Here is a 19,817-nt window from a genome sequence, read left to right on the forward strand (position 1 = left end):
CATGTTCACGTTCTTGCAGGCCCACCCCTTGATCTGCGCCGCCACCCTGATAGTGATTGAACTGGCGCTCTGGCAGTTCATTGGTGCCTCGCGGCGCAACCTGCGGATGTGTGTGCGCGTCGGTATTTTTGTGGTGTTCTGCTGGGTCATGCTGTCTGTCGGCATCAGCCCTTTGCAACCACCACTCTGGCCGGAAGATCCCGTACTGAACCTGATCGCCACGGTGTTGGGCATTAGCTGGTGGCTGTTTGCGGCCAGAGTACTGACGGTGATCCTGGGCAATGGCCTGATCTCTCGCGCCGGTCACAACGCTCGATTTCTCTACGATCTGATGGGCGCGTTGATTTTCCTGATCGGCATTGTCGGCGCCGCGGCCTATGTCTTGCAGCTGCCGGTCAAGGGCTTGCTGGCGACTTCCGGGGCGATGGCGGTCATTATCGGTCTGGCGGTGCAAAGCACATTGAGCGATCTGTTTTCAGGCATCGTGATCAACACCACCAAGCCTTACCAACTGGATGACCAGGTTTCCATTGATGGCACCCAGGGAAAGGTCGTTGAGATTGACTGGCGCTCGACGCATCTGATCACCGAGATGGGCGGCATGGCGGTGGTGCCCAACTCTGTGGCAGCGAAAGCGCGAATTATCAATTTCAGTCGTCCCGGGAATGTGCATGGGGTCAGTGTGATCATTGCAGTGCCCAGCAGCGTGCGTCCGCGCCGCGTCATTGATGCCCTGGAAAAAACCTTGCGCGGAACCCAGGCGTTGTTGCCCGCGTCGTCCGCTAAAGTCTCGATAAAGAGCTCTCACCTCGACTACACCGAATACGAACTCAAGGGTTTTATAGCGTCGCAAAAGCACAAGACCGAAGTGTGCAACCTGATGTTCGACCTCGCCCATCGTCACCTCGAAGCCGCGGGTGTCTCCTGGGATGCGGGTCAGGAAAATCAACCCTGGAACCGTCAACGCCAGTTGCTCGAGGACGTGCGTATTTTCCGCTCGCTGAGCAGCGATGAGCGTGAACGGCTCGCCAGTGATATGACCCCGGTGGACTATCAGGCTGATGAGGTGATTCTGGCTTTCGGTGAGGTTGCCGATTGCCTGATGGTCATCAGTACCGGGGTGGTCTCCGTCTCGATTCACGACGGTGAAAAGCTGATTGAAGCGATGCGTATGGGGCCGGGGGAGGTCATGGGCGAAGAGGGGATTCTCGCTGCAGGTCCTTCGCGAGCGGAGTTTCGCAGTATCACCAGTGGCCGGCTTTTCAGGATTGAAAAAACCACGCTCGACAACCAGTTGGAGCACCTCAGTGATTTGAAATCTGCCCTGAGCACTCTACAAGACAAGCGCCTGGAAATCCGTCAGGCCGTGGTCATGCAAAAGCCCGTGGAGATCAAGAAAAGCGGGTTGTTGCACTGGTTGCTGCAAAGGAAGTGAAAATCGCCGCCAGTCGTCAGGCTGTCGGACTTGCAACCTCCAGATGACTCAGCAGCCACTCGCTGAAGCTTCGCGCCAGCGCATTGTTCTCACTGTCGCGATGGGTCAGCAAGGCCCAGTTCGGGCCGCGAATGGTTTGCTCCACCAAAGGTTGCAACAGCCCGTTGGCGCGCGCCTGCCGACTCAGTAATTGGCTGACCAGCGCGATACCGAGGCCCGAGCACGCGGCATCCAGCAGCAGGCCGGGGTCGGAGAAATTCAGCCCCTGATCTTTCTGGCCGACATCGATGCCAGCCTCTACTGCCCAGTGACTCCAGTCCATTTCCCGCTCGCCGTGAAGGGTGGTGCGTTGCTCGCGGGGCACCGCCAACAAGCTTGGGTGACAAGCCGGGTAGAGGCGGTCTGCGTGCAGCACCTTGAAGCTGCATTCGGCTTGGGAACTGATGTCGTCGCGCACGGCGAGGTCGATGGTCTGGCTGCTCATGTCCGGGACTTCATCGGTACTGAAAATCCACAGATCGACTTCCGGATGCTCACGGCGAAAATCCCCCAGACGCGGCAGCAGCCAGTGACGGGCGAACGCCGGGGTGGTGTTGAGCACCAGTTGGTTGGGCTTCTGATACTGCCCAAGCCGGCGTATGCCGACGGCCAGTTGTTGCAACAGCGCCTGGGTGGTACTGAGCAGGTCGTGACCCGCATCGGTCAGGCTGACGCTGCGGCCACTGCGAAAGAACAAGGGCTGTTCAAGGTACGCCTCAAGGCTGCGGATTTGCTGACTGATTGCCGATTGGGTGAGGTTCAGTTCGGCAGCAGCCTTGTGAAAACTGCCCAGCCGGGCAGCGGCTTCAAAGCCGCGAAGGGTGCTGAGAGGCGGCCAGTGCTTGAGCATACTGATAAGTTCCTCTAATCATTTATCTACAAAATCCATCGTTTGTTTGCCAGTTTTTACAGCCGTAGCATGCATGCCAAGACCGCCAAGGCAGTTTTAGTGAACACAATAACTTAACTAAAAGGGCTTTTTGTCATGCAGCAGAATGAAATTCGAAACAGTGGTTGGTGGATGCCGGCAGAGTGGGCCCGGCACGCCGCGACCTGGATGGTCTGGCCGCACAACAAGGCTCTCTGGGAGTCGGGTTGGGGCGTCACATTGGCGCTGGTGCAAGAGGACTTCGCTCGTGTGGCCAACGCCATCGCTCGTTTCGAACCGGTGAAAATGGTCGTCGACCCGTCTGCTGTCGCCAGTGCCCAAGCGTTGTGTGGGCCCAACATCGAATTGATCGAATTGGCGGTGAACGACAGTTGGTGTCGAGACTCCGGTCCAAGCTTCGTCTGCCACCCGCAACAAGGGTTGGGCGGTGTGAGCTGGCGCTTCAACGCGTGGGGCGGCAAGTCGGCCCATGATCTGGACGAAAGCCTGGCGCGCCGCACACTCAATCACCTCGGCGTGCAGTGCTTTGGTACTCCCCTGAGTAACGAAGGCGGTGCCATTCATGTGGACGGCGAGGGCACGCTGATCACCACCGAGTCTGTATTGCTCAATGCCAATCGCAACCCGGGCATGAGCAAGGCGCAGATGGAGGACATCTTCACGCGTCTGCTGGGTGTGAAGAAGACCATCTGGCTGCCGGGCGATCCGGACCATGTAACCGGCGACATGACCGACGGCCATGTCGATGGCGTGTGTGCTTTCGCCCGCCCTGGTGTGCTGCTGGTGGACGCCACTCACGACAAGCACTCGGTGTACGCCGAGGTGGTACGGGAAAACCGTCGCGCGCTGGAACTGGCCACCGATGCCCAGGGCCGACAGTTTGAACTGATCGAGTTGTATGAAGCGAGCGATGCCGTGGACACCGACGCCGAAGTGTTCTGTGCCTCCTACACCAACTTCTACATCGCCAACAACGCCATCATCATGCCGGCCTATGGCATCGATGCCGATCATGCGGCCGAGAAAGTGTTGGCTCAGGCTTTCCCCGAGCGCGAAGTGGTACCGGTGCGGATCAATCATCTGGCCCATGGTGGCGGCGGTGTGCATTGCATCACCCAGCAACAGCCCGCCTGGCCACTGGAGGGTTGATGCCATGACCCTATTGACGATTGCCACCACCCAGATGCCCTGCACCTGGGACTTGCAACACAACCTCGATCAGGCTGAGCAGTTGGTGCGCGAGGCGGCGGCGAAGGGCGCCCAGGTCATCCTGCTGCAGGAACTGTTTGCCACACCGTATTTTTGTATCGAGCAAAGTCACCAGCACCTGGCGCTGGCCGAAGAGTATCGAGACCGCCATGTGCTCAAGCGCTTTGCCGCACTGGCCAAGGAGTTGGGTGTGGTGTTGCCGCTGAGCTGGTTCGAGAAGGCGGGCAATGCGTACTTCAATTCCTTGAGCGTGGCCGATGCCGATGGGCGTCTGCTGGGTGTGTATCGCAAGACCCACATTCCCAACGCGATCGGTTATCAGGAGAAGGAATACTTCAGCCCCGGTGATACAGGTTTCCGTGTCTGGGACACGGCGTTTGGGCGTCTCGGTGTGGGCATCTGCTGGGATCAGTGGTTCCCCGAGACCGCGCGCTGCCTGGCGTTGATGGGCGCGCAAGTCTTGCTGTTTCCCACCGCCATCGGTTCTGAACCTGGCTGCGCGGCCCTGGATTCACGGGACCACTGGCAAATGACCATGCGCGGTCATGCGGCTGCCAACATCCTTCCGGTCGTGGCGTCCAATCGTGTCGGCCGAGAAGTGGCGACCACCGATCCGACCCTGCAGATGAGCTTCTACGGCTCGTCCTTTATCTGCAACCACAAGGGCAAGTTGCTCGCCGAGGCCGACCGTGACAGCACCGGTGTGCTGGTGCACAGCCTGGACTTGACCGCCATGGGCGAAGAACGCCAGAGCTGGGGCATCTACCGCGACCGCCGCCCGGACATGTACGGGGCGCTGTTAAGCCAGGACGGTCGTCACATCCATGCACGCTGGAACACTCAGGGGATTTGACATGCGCATTTACAACAAGCTGTTGATCGGCACCCTGGGATTGGCACTTGGTGGTGTCATGCCGTCACTGCACGCCGAAGAAAAAAACTTAAGGCTGTACAACTGGGCCGACTATTTCGCCGAGGACACCCTGACCCGGTTCACCGCCGAAACCGGGATCAAAGTGATCTACGACGTCATGGATGGCAGTGAGACGCTGGAAGCCAAGATGCTCGCCGGCGGAAGCGGTTATGACCTGATCTTTCCCGGCGACACCGTTGCCGAGCGTTTGATGCGCGCCGGCAGTCTGCTGCCGCTGGACCGGTCAAAGCTCACAGCTCTGGATGACATCGAGCCCGGCTTGCAGAAGCTGCGTACCCATTATGTGCATTCGAGCCAGGCCACCGTTCCGTATACCTGGGGGACCATCGGCCTGACCTACAATGCCGAGCAGATCAAACAGCGCATGCCGGATGCCCCGGTCAACAGCCTGGACATGCTGTTCAAACCGGAACTGGCCGCCAGATTTGCCGATTGCGGTATCTCGGTGATCGATTCGCCCGATGAAGTGTTGGCGGTGGTGCTCAACTACCTGGGCCGGGAGCCGCGCAGCGCCAAGCCTGAGGATCTGGTCGCAGCGAGTGAGCTGCTGCTCAAGCTACGGCCGTACATTCGCAAGTTCCAGTCGCAGCCGGTGACCGATCTGGTCAACGGTAACTTGTGCCTGTCGCTGGGTTACAGCGGGGATATGACTCAGGCGCAGCGGACAGCGGATACCGCCGGCAAGAAAACCACGTTCCAATATCGCATTCCCCGTGAGGGCACCACGGTGTGGATGGACACCATGGCGATTCCGGTCGATGCCAAACATCCGGAGTACGCCTATGCGTTTATCAACTTCATCATGCGCCCGGAGAATATGGCCGCGATCAGTAACTTCACCGGCTACCCCACCTCCAACGCCAAGGCACGTCCGAGTGTCGATGCAGTCATGCGCAACAACCCGGATATTTATCTCGACGAGGCCACGTACGAACGGCTGATCCCCGGCAAGGACATTCCCCAGCCCGATATGCGGGCGCGCATGCGAACCTGGACCAAGTTCAAGACGGCTACCGTGAAATGAGTACAAATTCCAAGGATCAATACATGTCGACTCGTCGTGAGTTCATTAAGCAGGCTTCGATCGTTGCCGGTTTGGGCGCAGCTGCGTCCATCGGACTGGGCCTGATGCCTTTGCGCGCGCAAGCGGCGACTCAGGGCCGTTGGCGTATGCCGGATGAGGCCGACAGACACCAGCGCGCCTTCGTCGCTTTTGGTGCGCAGGAGGCTATCTGGAAAGATTTCACCCCTCACGTGCAAGAAGCCATTGGCCTGATCGCGAGCACCATTGCCCGATATGAACCAGTGACGGTGTTCTGTCGCGAGCACGAGCGGGATCTGGCCGAAGAGCACTGCGGCACGGTCAATATCACTTACGTCACCACCGGACTCGACGATATCTGGATGCGTGATACCGGGGCCAACTTTGTCATCGACGGGGAGGGCGGGCTCGGCGCCGTGGATTTCAACTTCAATGGCTGGGGCAATAAACAGCGACATGCCGAGGATGCGCAGTTGGCCGCGTTGGTTGCCCGCACCGTGGATGCCCGCCATATGCGCAGCGAATTGGTGGGAGAGGGCGGTGGTATCGAAGTCGATGGTCACGGAACAGGGATCATGACCGAAAGCAGCTGGATCAATAGCAACCGCAACCCCGACTGGAGCAAGGCCGAGGTCGAGCAAGAACTGAAAGCCCGTCTGGGGTTGCGCAAAATCATCTGGCTGCCGGGCATCAAGGGCAAGGACATCACCGACGCCCACGTCGATTTCTACGCCCGCTTCGTCAAGCCAGGCGTGGTGATCGCCAACCTCGACAACGACCCTGAGTCATACGACCACAACGTGACACTGGCCCACCTGGAGATTCTCAAACAGACCACGGATGCCGACGGCCGCAAGCTGCAGGTGCACACAGTGTCGCCACCGCTCAATCCACGAAAGAGTCAGTTCAGTCGCAACAACCCGGACTTTGCCGCCGGCTACATCAACTACTTCGTCATCAACGGGGCGATCATTGCGCCCGAGTTCGGTGACCGGGCGGCAGATACCAAGGCCTTTGATCTGTTGTCTGGACTCTATCCGGAACGTGAAGTGGTACAGCTCAACATCGACGCGATCGCCGCCGGTGGTGGCGGTATCCACTGTGTGACCAGCCACCAACCGCAGGCTTAGTCTGAACCCGCGCGTCGGCATGCCCTCGCATCCGCCGGCGCTGGTTAACGCTTCAGAGCTGCTTCGATCGCTGCGATGTCGATCTTGCCCATCCCCATCATGGCGTCGAACGCGCGCTTGGCCGCCGCTCGATCCGGATTGGCTATCGCGGCGCTCAGGACCCGTGGCGTGATCTGCCACGACAGTCCCCACTTGTCCTGGCACCAGCCGCATACATTTTCCTGGCCGCCGTTGCCGACAATCGCGTTCCACAAACGGTCGGTTTCGGCCTGGTCGTCGGTCGCCACCTGGAACGAGAAGGCCTCGTTGTGCTTGACCCCCGGCCCACCGTTCAACCCGAGACAAGGGATGCCCATCACCGTGAACTCCACCGTCAAGACATCACCCTGTTTGCCCGCCGGATAGTCGCCAGGCGCGCGAAGGACCGCTCCCACCGCGCTGTCCGGAAACGTCTCGGCGTAGAACGTCGCAGCGTCCAGCGCGGTGCCGTCGTACCAGAGACAAATCGTGTTCTTGCTGATCATCTTGGTTCTCCAGGGTTGGGACAGGTACGTGGATTCTAGCAGTGCAGGTAACCGCATATTCCTGGTCTACGCTAAAGGGCAGAACCGAGCGGCATATCTATGAGGTTGGGTTATGTCTGAGGACGGTTGTGGGCGTAGCAGGACAAGTATTTTCTTGCCGGTTTTCAGTATAGGACAGGCAAAGCTGATCATTGTATTGCTTATCCTTTTATTGGTTGTGGCCAGTGCCGTTGTGCCCGATACGTCTAATGACGAAGGGTGGTTGTTAGTCCAGCAAATTATCTTGGTTGGGTACAAGGATATTGGGAGCCTTAGTGAAGGTTCAAGTTATAGATTGGTAGTGATGGTTGGTTTTTCTATGGCGGTTATTCTGTCTTGGATTGCCGCCATTGTGATGTCGTTGACTCGTATTAATATGCATGCTTTTCAGGCTGTTGAGAAAAAAAGCTGTTTGTCAAGAGTTTTGACTGTTGGGCTCATACTGGTATTCTTGTTACTGCCAATTTTTCAAGAGCTGCCAAATAGTGATTTGAGCTTCTCATATCATGTGTTTAAGGCAATGTGGGAAAGTAGATTGTTGATAATCGGGGCGAGCGTTACGTATTTTTTGCTCTCTTTGTCGTTTTGGGTGTTGGTTTTATTTGAGTTTTCTAACTTGTTGGGTCGGAGGTCGTTATGAGTTTGGCGACGGGCGAGCAAACCCAATACCGGTCAGATATATGAATGCAATCGCACTGACGAGAGAGTTGGAAAAGCATTACTCACCACTTGTGGGGAGAGTCCATATACGACTTGTTAGCCGCTTTAGAAGCCCCCGAAACCGATAAACCAGGGAAACATAGCCCCGCCTTTATGCCCTTTATACTCCGATTTCCTTCTAAGCTGCCTTCGACAATAAAGCAAGCTGATCATTGCTGGGATAAGTAACAAGTTGAACAGTCATTGAAATGCATCTGTTGATTTCAATGTGATCGCTGCAAGTAAATTAATTATGATTGCGCCAATGATTATAAGATTGTATTTAATATGTTGGCGATTGATTAAGGCAAAACTTTCCCAATCATAAATCAGCCAGTCGTGGGAAAATTCGTCGCATTTAGGGCACTTATGGGTTGGAGGAGGTTTGTCTGCGATATAACCACAGCCAGGGCATCGAACTTTCATGGCGCTATCCTGACACTCTCTCATTAGGTGACATGCCATGTCGCGTCTCTTGTCGCGGTAAGCGCGAGACCTATCGAGGGGAAACGCGACTGGGGCGACGGTAAGCCCGACTATGGTAAAGAGGGTAGCAGGGCACCCCCTGTTTGCCACTAGTCTGTCCACCGGTTGAATCCACAATCCAAAGCGGACATGCAGAACGGCCATTACGGTGTCGGCAATCCTAGTTGATTTGCTTCGTCGCTCACATTCATCTTTGCGCCCTTGAGCGCCGGCTGATGGCCGAGCAGGCGGGTGGCAGGTTCCAGGCTGTCATCCGCAGGCACGAGTAATGCCTGCAAGCTCTCCGGATCAATAACACCCCAGTTTGATAACTCGAAACAACCGCTACCGCTGCATACCGCTTGGTAGACGATTCGTGGGGAATTGTTCGCGTCTGTGTCGCACGTGCCTCCAATGAAATCGACGTTGCTGTACCGTAGGAGCGTCGAACGCGGACCTCGCTCTACGCGCAGTATGACGTCAGCGCCTTCAGTTGATCGTAATGGCAGGGTCGTGTCGACGCTCATAGTGACTGTGGCTTCACCACACTGGAAAACTTGTTCGGCCAGAACCGATTGAGAAGCCATTGCGATCAGGAGGGAACAGGCGGCGATCCGTAGCATGCAGGTAGCTCAGAAATGTACAAAAAGCGGATGCTAGCAGACCTGTCTGCGAACCAGATGGAATCCACACACGCCCAAGGGTTTTCAGCCACTCAACGCGACTCGATAATTCCCACCCGACCGTGCATCATCATGCTCGCCACGATCCCGTGTGGCATCGAATCCATAAGTGCAGAACCTGATACCGTGAATCAGGTAATTAACCTGCCCGCCCCTCGTGGCATCCATTTTTTCCACCTGCTGACTCTTTCAATCCCACCTTCAAGGACCGAACCTGTGATCGCATCCCCCGCCAAATTCCTCTTCCTGCCCGGAGCCTCAGGTAACACCCGGTTTTGGCATCCGGTTGCTGAGCGCTTGACCCACCCGGCGCAACAGGTCCATATCGGCTGGCCCGGCTTTGGAGACACTCCGCCCTTGCCTGGCGTGACTGGCATGGATGATCTGGTGGCTCGCGTGTTGGCCGAGATCGACCGGCCCACAGCGCTGGTGGCACAGTCCATGGGCGGCATAGTCGCTGTGCTTGCAGCGCTTGAACGCCCTGAGCTGATCACGCACCTGACGCTGACCGTTACCTCTGGCGGGGTGGATATGTCTGCTCTGGGCGCGCATGACTGGCGCCCGGATTTTGCTGCCGACAACCCGACACTGCCGAGTTGGTTTCTCGACGACCGCACCGACCTCACGCACCGGTTGATCGAGTTGCGCATGCCAGTCCTGCTCCTCTGGGGGGATTCTGATCCGATCAGCCCCGTTCGCGTCGGCCAGCGCCTGGCTCAACTGTTACCTCGTGCTGAACTACACGTTTTCCCTGGCGCCGATCACAGTCTGGGCTTTACTCACGCAGCCGAAGTGGCGAGGTTGATCGAGAGACATCTGGCCGGCTGATGAGCGCTTCGCTTAGATATGCAGCCAAGCCAGCGAACCCAACATGACGCCAACACCCGCGGCCCCAAAAGAGAGCCGCTTGAGCCATTCCTTACGCGTCAGCAAGGTAATGGCCGCCAGTGAAATTGCTATTTGAATCGCTGTCATTGCCTGGGCCCAACGGTGATGCTGATGCAGCACCTGCTCTGACTTCTCGTCCCACTCTCTTGCCCCTTGTTCGAATGCTTCAGCTTTCTTGCGCGCCTCCTCCTTCTGTTCCCCGTACCGCCGCGCCTCTGCAACATAATGGGCGGAGTCCAGCCCTGGGAGATGGCTGGCCAGATCCGACAGGTTCTGCCGGCTGGATTTGGCCTGGTAGTAATTCCACTCGTTGGCGGCTTCGGTTTTCTGGATGGCGGCGTTGTTTTTGTCCATGGCCGCCTCATTCTCCGTTGAGCCGGCCTGATAGCTCATCAGGGCGCCGACGGTCGCCATGATGGCTGTCATCACCGCAATCTTGCTCGCAAAGCTGTCGCCTTGTGCATGCGCATGATGGGTGGTGTGCTCAATATGTTGCTCGTGTGGGCTGGGGACTTCGAACTCTTCAGGCATGGGTGTCGATCTTGGAGGCGTTAGTGGAGATGGACAGCATTATGAATTGTCCCTGATTCTTTGGACACAATTGACTGGCAGCTAGTGGTCGATTCTGTTGAACAAGTCGGTTCTTCCAGACTGCCCGCTCATGGCCGATTTTTTCAACAGAATCGGCCGTTAACTGCCTGCCAAGAACTGCCATAAGCGCCCCATTCATGGCTTGACGGTCGCCTGTTGCTCACGTCCCCATGGCCTGATCCGCGATTTTTCGCCCCACCTGCCACTTTCGCCACAATCGGCGTGGATCTAAAGTCAGGGGCGCACCTTCAGGGGACTTCCAGTCATGTACAGCTCGCTTGCCATACCGAGTACCGCTCGCCAATTGCATGACCGGATCTATGCTGGCGAGATCATTCGCTTCACTGACCTGCAGCCCATGATGGCGCTGGTGGAATACACGCGTGCGTTCCTCGAAGACGCGCTGCATCCCTGGTCGCCGCAGCAGATCCATCGCCATTTGAGCCACCCTGAGCAGACTGAGCGCTTTGCGAAAATTCAGAACGATTTCGCCGGCTCGGCTGAGGTCCAGCAGCGCTGGCAGGACGTTGTGCAAAGCCTTGGCATCGCCCCCGATACCCTGGCGTGCGATCGCCTGCATTTGCGTTTTCAGCCGCATTGCGAGCCAGCGCAGTCAACACCGCGTGCCCGCACGACGGCCACCATCGCGTTTCACCGCGATACCTGGGGGTCGAATATCTATGCACAAACCAACTGGTGGGCGCCCATCTATCCCATCGCGGCAGGGCGTACCGTCGCCTTGTATCCAGACCTCTGGCAGCGACCGCTGGGTAATTCGAGCGCAGATTTCGATATGCGCGCCATTTTGCAGCGATCCCATCGAGACGGCCGCAATGCCGTGGATGCCGACGAAGCCATTCCGCACCTGCTGGAAACGATCGACCCGCAGGAGGGGATTGCCGTCGATATCGCGCCGGGGAGCCTGATCGCCTTTTCCGGGGCTCATGCCCATGCCGGCGTCGGCAATAGTACCGGGCTGACACGCATCTCTTTCGAGACCCGATCAATACTGATCGCCGATCTGTTGGCCGGATTGGGAGCGCCCAATGTCGATGGTCACGCGCCGTGGAAGACTGTTGGACTGTTTCGCCGAATGACCGATGCGCAACGCCTGAACGAGATCCTTGGTTGCGGCTTTATCGAGCCCTATCTGCGGCCAGCAGAGCCCTAACGCTGGCGCCGGTAGTCGCTTGGGAAAAACCGGTGTGCTTGAGAAATACATGGGCGAAGTGACTGAGGTTGGAGTAGCCGACTTCATTGGCGACAGTGACTACGCTCAGTTGTGTTTCGCACAATAAGCGCCGCAACGCCTTGAACGAACAGGCGGCTGGCCACGGGGCGTTCGGCTTCTTCGCGCAGGCATTGGTGGCAGCGTTACGACCGTCACAACGACTGGCATCTCACCAGAAGCCGACGGTCGTGGATGACTTCATCCGCAGCGGATCAGCGTCGTCCGGTCCGGGTGCTCACATCTACCCACACGGCCAGCACGAGAATGCTGCCCTTGACGATCATCTGCCAATAACTGTCGACGTCGAGCATGGACATGCCATTGTCCAGGCTGGTGATGACCAGCGCGCCGAGGAGGGCGCCGTAGACAGTACCGGAGCCACCACGCATGGAGGTGCCGCCGATGAAGCAGGCGGCGATGGCGTCGAGTTCGCCCATGCTGCCGGCCGAGGGCGAACCGGCGGCCAGGCGCGCGGTGTTGACCACGCCGGCGAGGGCGCACATTACGCCCATGATCCCGAAAATCCAGAGCTTCACGGCCTGCACATTGATACCGGACAGACGCGTTGCTTCCATGTTGCTGCCCACGGAATAGACACGTCGGCCGAAGACGGTCTGACTGGTCACGTAGCTGAACCCGCCCAGTAGAATCAGCAGAAGCAGGACCGGCACGGGAATGCCGTCATAGCTGTTGAGGGTCTGGACGAAGCCGGCCAGCACCGCGCCGATCAACAGCACGCGTACGACGTCACGCACCAGTGAATGTGCCGCCAGGCCGTGAAGGGCGCGATTGCGCCGTTGTTTCCAGGTCAGGAACAACGTCAGTGCGAACAGCAGAACGCCCAGGCCTGTGCCGATCGTGTGTGGCAAATAACCCTGGCCAATGTAGACGAGCTCCGGCGACACCGGGGCGATGGTCGTGCCGCCGGTAATCCCCAGCAAAATGCCCCGGAAAGCCAGCATGCCCCCCAGCCCCACGATGAAAGACGGAATGCGCAGGTAGGCGGCCATGTAGCCGTTGGCGAGGCCGATCAGCAGTCCGCACAGGGCGACGAGGCTCAGGTTCGCCAGCAGCGGTATGTGGTAGATAACGTCGAGAATCGCCGCGACGCCACCGAGCAGTCCCAGCAATGAGCCGACCGACAAATCGATCTCGCCGCTGATGATGACCAGCACCATACCGCAGGCGAGAATCCCGGTAATGGACATCTGGCGCAGCAGATTGGAGAGGTTGCGCGGTGTCAGGAATCCGCCTTCGGTCTGCCAGCTGAAGAACAGCCAGATAAACGCCACGGCAAACACCAGCGCGAGCATCTTGTAGCGGGTGAAGAGTTGTTTGACCTGATTCATTTACACGGATTTCCGATCTTTATTGTTATGGCTGTCAGGCTGGCTGAGTGCGGCGGCGAGCACCTGTTCCTGAGTGAGTTCATGGTTGATGAAGTCGCCCTGCAACCGGCCTTCGCCGATCACCAGTACGCGGTCGGAAACGCCTAGCACTTCGGCCAGCTCCGAAGACACCATGATGATCGACACGCCTTCGGCCGCCAGCGCCCCCATCAACTTGTAGATCTCGTACTTGGCGCCGACATCCACCCCCCGGGTGGGCTCATCGAGAATCAGCACCCGGGGTTTGGTCAGCAGCATCTTCGCCAATACGGCTTTTTGTTGATTGCCGCCGGACAGACTGGTGATCGGCAGGAACGGGCTCGCGGTCTTCAGGTGCAGGCGCGAAATTTCCCGATCGATGCTGGCCAGTTCGGCTTCGGTATCGATGCGGGTCAGTTTCGAGTAACTGTCCAGCACGGCCAGGGTGATGTTCTGGCCGACTCCCAGGTCTGGAATGATGCCCTGGCGCTTGCGGTCCTCGGGCACCAGGCACAGGCCGGCACGGATTGACTTGAGCGGCGTGCGGGTGTCGATGAGTTGGCCGTCCAGCCAGACTTCGCCTTCGTGGCGACCAGGGTAGGCGCCGAACAGCGCTGTCACCAGCTCGGTGCGGCCTGCACCGACCAGCCCGGCGATGCCGAGGATTTCCCCGCGTTTGAGGCTGAACGAAATATCGTCGACCCGTTTGCGCCTGGGGTTGTCGACGTCGTAGCAGGTGATGTGGCGGGCCTCGAAAATCACCTCGCCAATGTCGTGTGGCTCGGTGGGGTAGAGGTTGCTCATTTCCCGTCCGACCATCTGGGTGATGATCTGTGGAATATCCATGTCCGCCATGGCGGTCGTGGCGATGTGTTTGCCGTCCCGGATCACCGAAATGGTGTCACACACGGCGGCCACTTCATCGAGCTTGTGGGAGATGTACACACAGGCAACACCCTTGGCCTTGAGGTCGCGGATGATGTCCAGCAACACCTCGATTTCCGAACGGGTCAGGGCCGATGAAGGCTCGTCGAGGATCAGCAGGCGCGCGCGCTTGTTCAGTGCCTTGGCGATTTCCACCAGTTGCTGATAGCCGCCGCCGTACTGCGAAACCGGCAGCGATACGTTCATGTCCGGCACTTTCAGTTCACGCATCAGGGCTTCGGCGCGGTGGATCATCGCCGGGTAATTCATCCGCCCACCAGGCAGCGTCAGTTCATGGCCCATGAAAATGTTCTCGGCCACCGACAGGTCGGGAACCAGCGTCAGCTCCTGGTGAATGATGACGATACCGGCGGCTTCCGTTTCGCTGATCGATTGCGCCTTGAGCGGTTGACCGTCCCAGAGGATTTCACCGTCCCAGGTGCCATGGGGGTACACCGCGGAAAGGATCTTCATCAGAGTGGACTTGCCGGCGCCATTCTCGCCGCACAGCCCGACGCACTCACCCGGCTTGACCTTGATGTCGATGCCATTGAGCGCTTTGACACCGCCGAAGGTTTTGACGATACCGTTCATTTGCAGCAGATAGTCGGACATGGCAGAGACTCATAAGCGGCAGGTACGAGGCTGGTCCCGCAGGAGCGAGCTCCTGCGGTGGGGGCATTACGGGGTGATGATCACTTTCCGGCAATCTGCGCCTTGGTGTAGAACCCGTCCTGTTCCAGCAGGTCGATGTTGTCCTTGGTCAACGGAGTCGGCGTGAGCAGGATGGTGTCGACTTTTTTGCTGCCGTTGTCGTACTGCGAGCTGTAGGCGGGTTTCTCGTTACGCGCCAGTTGCACCGAGAGCCTGGCGGCTTCGGAGGCGATGAGTTTCAGCGGCTTGTACACGGTCATGGTTTGAGTGCCAGCGATCACTCGCTTGACCGCTGCGAGGTCCGCGTCCTGCCCCGAAATCGGCACCTTGCCGGCCAGTTGCTGAGCGGCCAGGGCCTGGATGGCGCCGCCTGCCGTGGCGTCGTTGGAGGCGACGATGCCGTCGATTTTGTTGGCGTTACGGGTCAAGGCGTTTTCAACAATGCTCAACGCTTCGGTAGGGTTCCATTCCTTCACCCATTGTTGGCCGACGATCTTGATATCACCCTTGTCGATGGCCGGTTGCAGCACTTTCATCTGACCTTCGCGCAGGACTTTTGCGTTGTTGTCGGTGGGCGCACCACCGAGCAGAAAGTAATTGCCCTTGGGCGCCGCGTGCAGCACGCCGCTGGCCTGCATCTCGCCGACCTTTTCGTTATCGAAGGAAATGTAGGCGTCGATATCCGCGTTGAGTATCAGACGGTCATAGGACACGACCTTGATTCCGGCTTTCTTCGCTTCGGCCACTGCATTGGTCAGGACCGTAGCGTTGAACGGCACGATGACGATGACATCGACGCCACGGGAAATGAGGTTTTCGATTTGCGAAATCTGCTTTTGCTCGTTGGCATCGGCCGACTGTACGAAGACCTTGGCGTCCATTTTCTCCGCCGCCGCAACGAAGTAATCGCGGTCACGTGACCAGCGTTCCAGCCGCAGATCATCAATGGAGAAACCGATTTTCGGGTGGGCAGCATCGGCCATCACCGGCAGCGACAGCAGAGCCAGGGCGCTGGCAAATAGCGCGCGTTTTACTTTCTTCATGGTGGTGCGTCCTTTTATTTTTGTTTGAAAGACACTGCCTGACGATGAGTATCGGGCTGGGAGAACTGTAGAGAATCGGCAGACGCAACGGACTACAGATTTGTCGCGCAAATGTCACAGCGTCCGCATTCCCGTTGGCGATCAGCGATAGATAAACCGGTTGACGACGTTTTCGAGCATCTCCTGCCTGCCGCTGACGGCCTGCGGATTCAGCTCGTTGGCGAAAGCGTGTTCGGCCAATGACTGGAGGTTGAACTCACCCGCCAGCACCGCCTGCCCGAACGGCTGCTGCCAGCCGGCGTAGCGTTGATCCTTGAGCTGCTGAAGCTGGTCGTTCTGCACCATGGCGGCTGCCCGCTCCAGGGACTGGGCGAGGACGTCCATCGCGCCGACGTGACCATGGAACAGATCGATCTCATCGAGGCTCTGGCGGCGTACCTTGGAGTCGAAGTTGAACCCGCCATTCTTGAACCCGCCGGCCTTGAGAATTTCATAGGTGACCAAGGTCATTTCTTCGACGCTGTTGGGGAATTGATCGGTGTCCCAGCCGTTTTGCGGATCACCGCGATTGGCGTCGATGCTGCCGAAAATCCCCAGCGAGACGGCCGTCGCAATCTCGTGATGAAAGCTATGACCGGCCAGGGTCGCGTGGTTGGCCTCGATGTTGACCTTGATTTCCTTTTCCAGGCCAAACTGCTGGAGAAAGCCAAACACGGTGGCGCTGTCGTAATCGTATTGGTGCTTGGTCGGCTCCTGCGGCTTGGGTTCGATCAGCAGGTCGCCTTTGAAACCGATCTTGTGCTTGTGCTCGACCACCATGCGCATGAAGCGGCCCAGTTGTTCGCGTTCACGTTTCAAGTCGGTGTTGAGCAGGGTTTCGTAGCCTTCGCGACCGCCCCACAACACGTAGTTGGACCCTTTCAGGCGTTGGGTCGCGTTCATGGCGCTGAATACCTGGGCAGCGGCGCAGGCGAACACTTCGGGGTCCGGGTTGCTGGCGGCGCCTGCGGCAAAGCGCGGATTGCTGAAGCAGTTGGCAGTTCCCCACAGCAGCTTGATCCCGCTTTCTTCCTGGTGTCGCTCCAGGTGATCAATCATTTGCGCGAAGTGGTTGCGGTACTCCTTCAGCGAATTGCCTTCCGGAGCGACATCCGTGTCGTGGAAGCAGTAATAGTCGATACCCAATTTGGAGAAGAACTCGAACGCGGCTGCCGCCTTGCCAATGGCCAGCTCCATCGGGTCGCCGGCGTGTTGCCACGGGCGCTTGAAAGTACCTGCACCGAACACATCGGAACCCGGCCAGACGAAGGTGTGCCAATAACAGGCGGCCATGCGCAGGTGTTCGCGCATGGGTTTGCCGAGGATGATTTTGTCGGCGTCGTAGTGACGGAAGGCGAGGGGAGAATCGCTGGCAGGGCCTTCGTAGCGAATCCTGTCGACATCGGGGAAGTACGGCATTGGCAATGTCCTTGTTGTTCTTGGCGGTGTCTCGATACTAGCAACGGCCCTGTGCCTGCTGATTATGAAAATCACCAACACAGGGTGCGATTTTGCGTATTGAGATTCGTTGTCTGCGCGCCTAGTCTGTGCACACCGCCTCCGTGACAAGGGGCCCGGAACAAGCATAAAAACAATGAAAACCGTACCGCCTGTTCACCGCATCGCACTGTTGTTCAACGGGAGCAAGATCTATGACCGCGGCATCATCAGCGGCATCGGCAACTACCTGAGCAGCACCCGCGCGTCCTGGGACCTGTTCCTGGAAGAGGATTTTCTCTGCCGGTTGAAAGGGATCGAGCGCTGGCAAGGTGACGGAATCATTGCCGACTTCGACGATCCGCTGATTGGCGAGGCGCTGGCCGGCATCAAGTTGCCCGTGGTGGCGGTGGGTGGTTCTTATCAGGATGAGCGGGCCTATCCGAAAGGGATCCCGTACGTCGCTACCGACAATAACGCACTGATCACACTGGCTTACGCGCACTTGATCGAGGCAGGGCTGCAGCGTTTTGCCTGCTTCAGCCTGCCTGAAGCACAGGCGAATCGTTGGGCTCAGGAGCGGGAAAAATCCTTTCGACGACTGATGCAACGTGACGGCTTGCACGCCGAGGTCTATCGCGGCATGGGAACCAGCGCACCGCTCTGGGACAGCGCCGTCGAACAATTGATCGCCTGGCTCCAAAGCCTGCCCAAGCCCATTGGCATCATCGCCGTCAGTGACGCCCGCGCCCGGCAGTTGCTGCAAGCCTGCCTGACCGCCGGAATCGCCGTACCGGAGCAGGTGGCGTTGATCGGCATCGACAACGACCCCCTGACACGCAGCCTGACCCGGGTCCCCCTGAGCTCGGTCATCCAGGGCACCGAAACCATGGGCCGCACCGCCGCGCAACTGCTGCACCAGATGCTGCACGGCAAGCCGTCCACGGGCACGCACATCCTGATCCCGCCTGATGCGATCAACGTGCAGGTGTCGAGTTTGCACCAACCTTTGGGCAACCCCTACGTTATGCAAGCGCTGCTGTTTATCCGCCAATATGCCTGCCAGGGCATCAAGACGGCGCAGGTGGCGGCTTATGTCGGCGTGTCGCGCTCATCGCTGGAGTCGCACTTTCGCACTGTGCGAGGCTGCAGCGTGCACGACGAGATTCTGCGTTTCAAACTGGCGGCGGCCACCCGCGGGCTGGAAAATACCGACACAGCGATTGCGGACGTTGCCCGCACTTGCGGTTTCAAATCCGCACAATATCTACACACGGTGTTCCGTCGCGAGTTTGGATGTACGCCCCGTGAATACCAGCAGGGCGCCAGATAGCGATGCCTCCCAAGGCTGGAAATGATTGCAGGTGTGGAAAATGAGACTAAAACCAAAGTACTTTTCGGACATTGTCAGAACATTAGTTTTGGTCGTTGTGGGCTGTTTCGTGGCAGCGAAAGGCAGAGATTGGCTTATAGAGTGGTGGGGCATACGAATTTCGCCAGGGCTTTACTTTTGCATGGCGTATCTATTTGTAGCCTTCGTAGTATGGATAGCGACAGCGAAGTTACTTAATGAACTGCGGGCTGAATCGATGGTACAACAAGAACGACAGGTGTCCTTCGGTGATATGCCGGCTCTCGACCAAAATGAAGGGACGACTGTTTATCGATACCCCTACCATGTTGTATGTATGGCAGTTGCCGTTTCCGCGATTTTCATAATCGTCCCAGCTCTTTCAGATAATCCTGCGAAACCGATTTCGTTGGCCGGGTACCTGATGTGCTTTGGTTTTGCCACGATTGTAATCATATATGCAGCCTATCTTTTAAAATTTTCAGTTCGCGTTGATGGGGCAAGCGTGGAAATTCACGGATTCAAGAAAGAAACCTTCCTGTTGAGTGATGTTTTGGACGTCCAGTTACGCCGAGATAAAGGCAACCTACGCGCGGTGGTAAAGCTCAACAATGGGGAAATATTTTCTTTTTCTGGAATGCTTAAAGACTTTTCCAGTTTGACAAAAACATTGCAAACGAAAATTGGATAGGACGAAATTGTACCTTCTCGGCACTTATAGGCGCGCCACATGAATCTTTCCGAATACTTTGCAACTAACGATGGATCGCTCCCTGAGGTTGTGGTGACGTATTCGGATTCGTCGCTTGTACCGCAGGCATTTCAATATCTGTTCGATCATGGCGCGAAAAATGCCACTGTTGACGGCGGCTATCTTTGGATCAAAGCATCCCAAAGTGGAAAGCCATTCTCCGGCCCTCAGGATGCTTTGCTTGTAAGCTCAGGAGCAGCAGAGGCATTCCACGTCGTTCTCGGTGGGCTTTACGGCACCAGGGGTCAAATACCTGACCTTGGTGTTTACGTTTTCACTAATAGCCTCACATTGGACTATCGGATGGGGGCTCAGTGGGGACAAGATCAGATCTACTCATTGTTGGAACTACTGCGACAGCTCAGAGACCTCGGCGGCGTTGTATCTATCCCATGGTGGGGAGCTGAGGGTGAACAGGACTTCCTTACGGCCCTGGAGAGCCCCGAATAAATT

Annotated in this window: 20 protein-coding genes; 11 read left to right on the forward strand and 9 right to left on the reverse strand. The window is 57.7% G+C overall.

The window, feature by feature from the left end:
* Position 1 precedes the first annotated feature (1 nt).
* On the forward strand, positions 2–1,435 hold the full coding sequence (locus AC1RO5_RS03390) for a mechanosensitive ion channel domain-containing protein (protein WP_493172732.1): 1,434 nt from the start codon (positions 2–4) through the stop codon (positions 1,433–1,435).
* Positions 1,436–1,451: 16 nt separating this feature from the next.
* On the opposite strand, the gene AC1RO5_RS03395 is transcribed toward AC1RO5_RS03390, so the two are convergent.
* Positions 1,452–2,324, reverse strand: coding sequence for a LysR substrate-binding domain-containing protein (locus tag AC1RO5_RS03395; protein ID WP_493172734.1), 873 nt, complete (start codon positions 2,322–2,324; stop codon positions 1,452–1,454).
* 135 nt (positions 2,325–2,459) lie between these two features.
* Between AC1RO5_RS03395 and AC1RO5_RS03400 the strand changes: the two genes are divergently transcribed.
* From AC1RO5_RS03400 to AC1RO5_RS03415, 4 genes are read left to right on the forward strand one after another with little or no spacing between them, the layout of a single operon-like run.
* Positions 2,460–3,512: an agmatine deiminase family protein gene (locus AC1RO5_RS03400; RefSeq protein ID WP_493172736.1), complete on the forward strand. Its 1,053-nt coding sequence runs from the start codon at positions 2,460–2,462 to the stop codon at positions 3,510–3,512.
* Positions 3,513–3,516: 4 nt separating this feature from the next.
* A complete protein-coding gene (aguB, locus tag AC1RO5_RS03405; RefSeq protein ID WP_493172738.1) occupies positions 3,517–4,425 on the forward strand; it encodes an N-carbamoylputrescine amidase in 909 nt (302 codons plus the stop codon).
* A 1-nt stretch (position 4,426) separates the two neighbouring features.
* The gene (locus AC1RO5_RS03410; protein ID WP_493172740.1) at positions 4,427–5,530 is read left to right on the forward strand and encodes an extracellular solute-binding protein; all 1,104 of its coding nucleotides are present in this window, start codon (positions 4,427–4,429) and stop codon (positions 5,528–5,530) included.
* Between the two features lie 23 nt (positions 5,531–5,553).
* The gene (locus AC1RO5_RS03415) at positions 5,554–6,678 is read left to right on the forward strand and encodes an agmatine deiminase family protein (RefSeq protein ID WP_493172742.1); all 1,125 of its coding nucleotides are present in this window, start codon (positions 5,554–5,556) and stop codon (positions 6,676–6,678) included.
* Between the two features lie 44 nt (positions 6,679–6,722).
* Here AC1RO5_RS03415 and AC1RO5_RS03420 read toward each other — a convergent pair whose 3' ends face one another.
* The gene (locus AC1RO5_RS03420; protein WP_019580216.1) at positions 6,723–7,202 is read right to left on the reverse strand and encodes a VOC family protein; all 480 of its coding nucleotides are present in this window, start codon (positions 7,200–7,202) and stop codon (positions 6,723–6,725) included.
* Positions 7,203–7,314: 112 nt separating this feature from the next.
* Between AC1RO5_RS03420 and AC1RO5_RS03425 the strand changes: the two genes are divergently transcribed.
* Positions 7,315–7,881, forward strand: coding sequence for a hypothetical protein (locus AC1RO5_RS03425; RefSeq protein ID WP_493172744.1), 567 nt, complete (start codon positions 7,315–7,317; stop codon positions 7,879–7,881).
* 688 nt (positions 7,882–8,569) lie between these two features.
* On the opposite strand, the gene AC1RO5_RS03430 is transcribed toward AC1RO5_RS03425, so the two are convergent.
* Positions 8,570–9,028 carry a hypothetical protein gene (locus tag AC1RO5_RS03430; protein WP_493172746.1) on the reverse strand — a complete coding sequence of 153 codons (459 nt, stop codon included), beginning with the start codon at positions 9,026–9,028 and terminating at the stop codon, positions 8,570–8,572.
* Between the two features lie 276 nt (positions 9,029–9,304).
* Here AC1RO5_RS03430 and AC1RO5_RS03435 point away from each other — a divergent pair, with 276 nt between their 5' ends.
* Entirely contained in the window at positions 9,305–9,916 is a 612-nt protein-coding gene (locus tag AC1RO5_RS03435; protein ID WP_493172748.1) for an alpha/beta fold hydrolase, read from the forward strand.
* Between the two features lie 12 nt (positions 9,917–9,928).
* Here the strand turns inward: AC1RO5_RS03435 and AC1RO5_RS03440 are convergent, their stop codons facing one another.
* Positions 9,929–10,507: a DUF4337 domain-containing protein gene (locus tag AC1RO5_RS03440; protein ID WP_019648604.1), complete on the reverse strand. Its 579-nt coding sequence runs from the start codon at positions 10,505–10,507 to the stop codon at positions 9,929–9,931.
* Between the two features lie 325 nt (positions 10,508–10,832).
* Between AC1RO5_RS03440 and AC1RO5_RS03445 the strand changes: the two genes are divergently transcribed.
* Positions 10,833–11,738, forward strand: a complete 906-nt coding sequence (locus tag AC1RO5_RS03445; protein ID WP_493172751.1) for a hypothetical protein — start codon at positions 10,833–10,835, stop codon at positions 11,736–11,738.
* Here AC1RO5_RS03445 and AC1RO5_RS03450 read toward each other — a convergent pair.
* From AC1RO5_RS03450 to xylA, 5 genes are all read right to left on the reverse strand, one after another.
* On the reverse strand, positions 11,704–11,874 hold the full coding sequence (locus tag AC1RO5_RS03450) for a helix-turn-helix domain-containing protein (protein WP_493172753.1): 171 nt from the start codon (positions 11,872–11,874) through the stop codon (positions 11,704–11,706). The two genes, AC1RO5_RS03445 and AC1RO5_RS03450, sit on opposite strands and share 35 nt — an antisense overlap.
* Positions 11,875–12,010: 136 nt before the next feature.
* A complete protein-coding gene (locus tag AC1RO5_RS03455; RefSeq protein WP_305412242.1) occupies positions 12,011–13,147 on the reverse strand; it encodes a sugar ABC transporter permease in 1,137 nt (378 codons plus the stop codon).
* Positions 13,148–14,704, reverse strand: a complete 1,557-nt coding sequence (gene xylG / locus AC1RO5_RS03460; RefSeq protein WP_493172755.1) for a D-xylose ABC transporter ATP-binding protein — start codon at positions 14,702–14,704, stop codon at positions 13,148–13,150. It lies immediately after the preceding gene.
* Between the two features lie 80 nt (positions 14,705–14,784).
* Positions 14,785–15,786: a D-xylose ABC transporter substrate-binding protein gene (xylF, locus tag AC1RO5_RS03465; RefSeq protein ID WP_007936912.1), complete on the reverse strand. Its 1,002-nt coding sequence runs from the start codon at positions 15,784–15,786 to the stop codon at positions 14,785–14,787.
* 141 nt (positions 15,787–15,927) lie between these two features.
* Positions 15,928–17,244, reverse strand: a complete 1,317-nt coding sequence (xylA, locus tag AC1RO5_RS03470; protein ID WP_493172757.1) for a xylose isomerase — start codon at positions 17,242–17,244, stop codon at positions 15,928–15,930.
* 175 nt (positions 17,245–17,419) lie between these two features.
* On the opposite strand from xylA, the gene AC1RO5_RS03475 reads away from it, so the two are divergent.
* Genes AC1RO5_RS03475 through AC1RO5_RS03485 form a run of 3 tightly spaced genes read left to right on the forward strand, consistent with a single transcriptional unit; the run spans position 17,420 to position 19,814 of the window.
* The gene (locus tag AC1RO5_RS03475; protein WP_007936905.1) at positions 17,420–18,595 is read left to right on the forward strand and encodes a XylR family transcriptional regulator; all 1,176 of its coding nucleotides are present in this window, start codon (positions 17,420–17,422) and stop codon (positions 18,593–18,595) included.
* A gap of 40 nt (positions 18,596–18,635) precedes the next feature.
* Entirely contained in the window at positions 18,636–19,304 is a 669-nt protein-coding gene (locus tag AC1RO5_RS03480; RefSeq protein WP_493172759.1) for a hypothetical protein, read from the forward strand.
* 39 nt (positions 19,305–19,343) lie between these two features.
* The gene (locus AC1RO5_RS03485; RefSeq protein ID WP_493172761.1) at positions 19,344–19,814 is read left to right on the forward strand and encodes a hypothetical protein; all 471 of its coding nucleotides are present in this window, start codon (positions 19,344–19,346) and stop codon (positions 19,812–19,814) included.
* Positions 19,815–19,817 lie beyond the last annotated feature (3 nt).

The sequence above is a fragment of the Pseudomonas sp. GW822-FHT02G04 genome, from assembly GCF_058802085.1.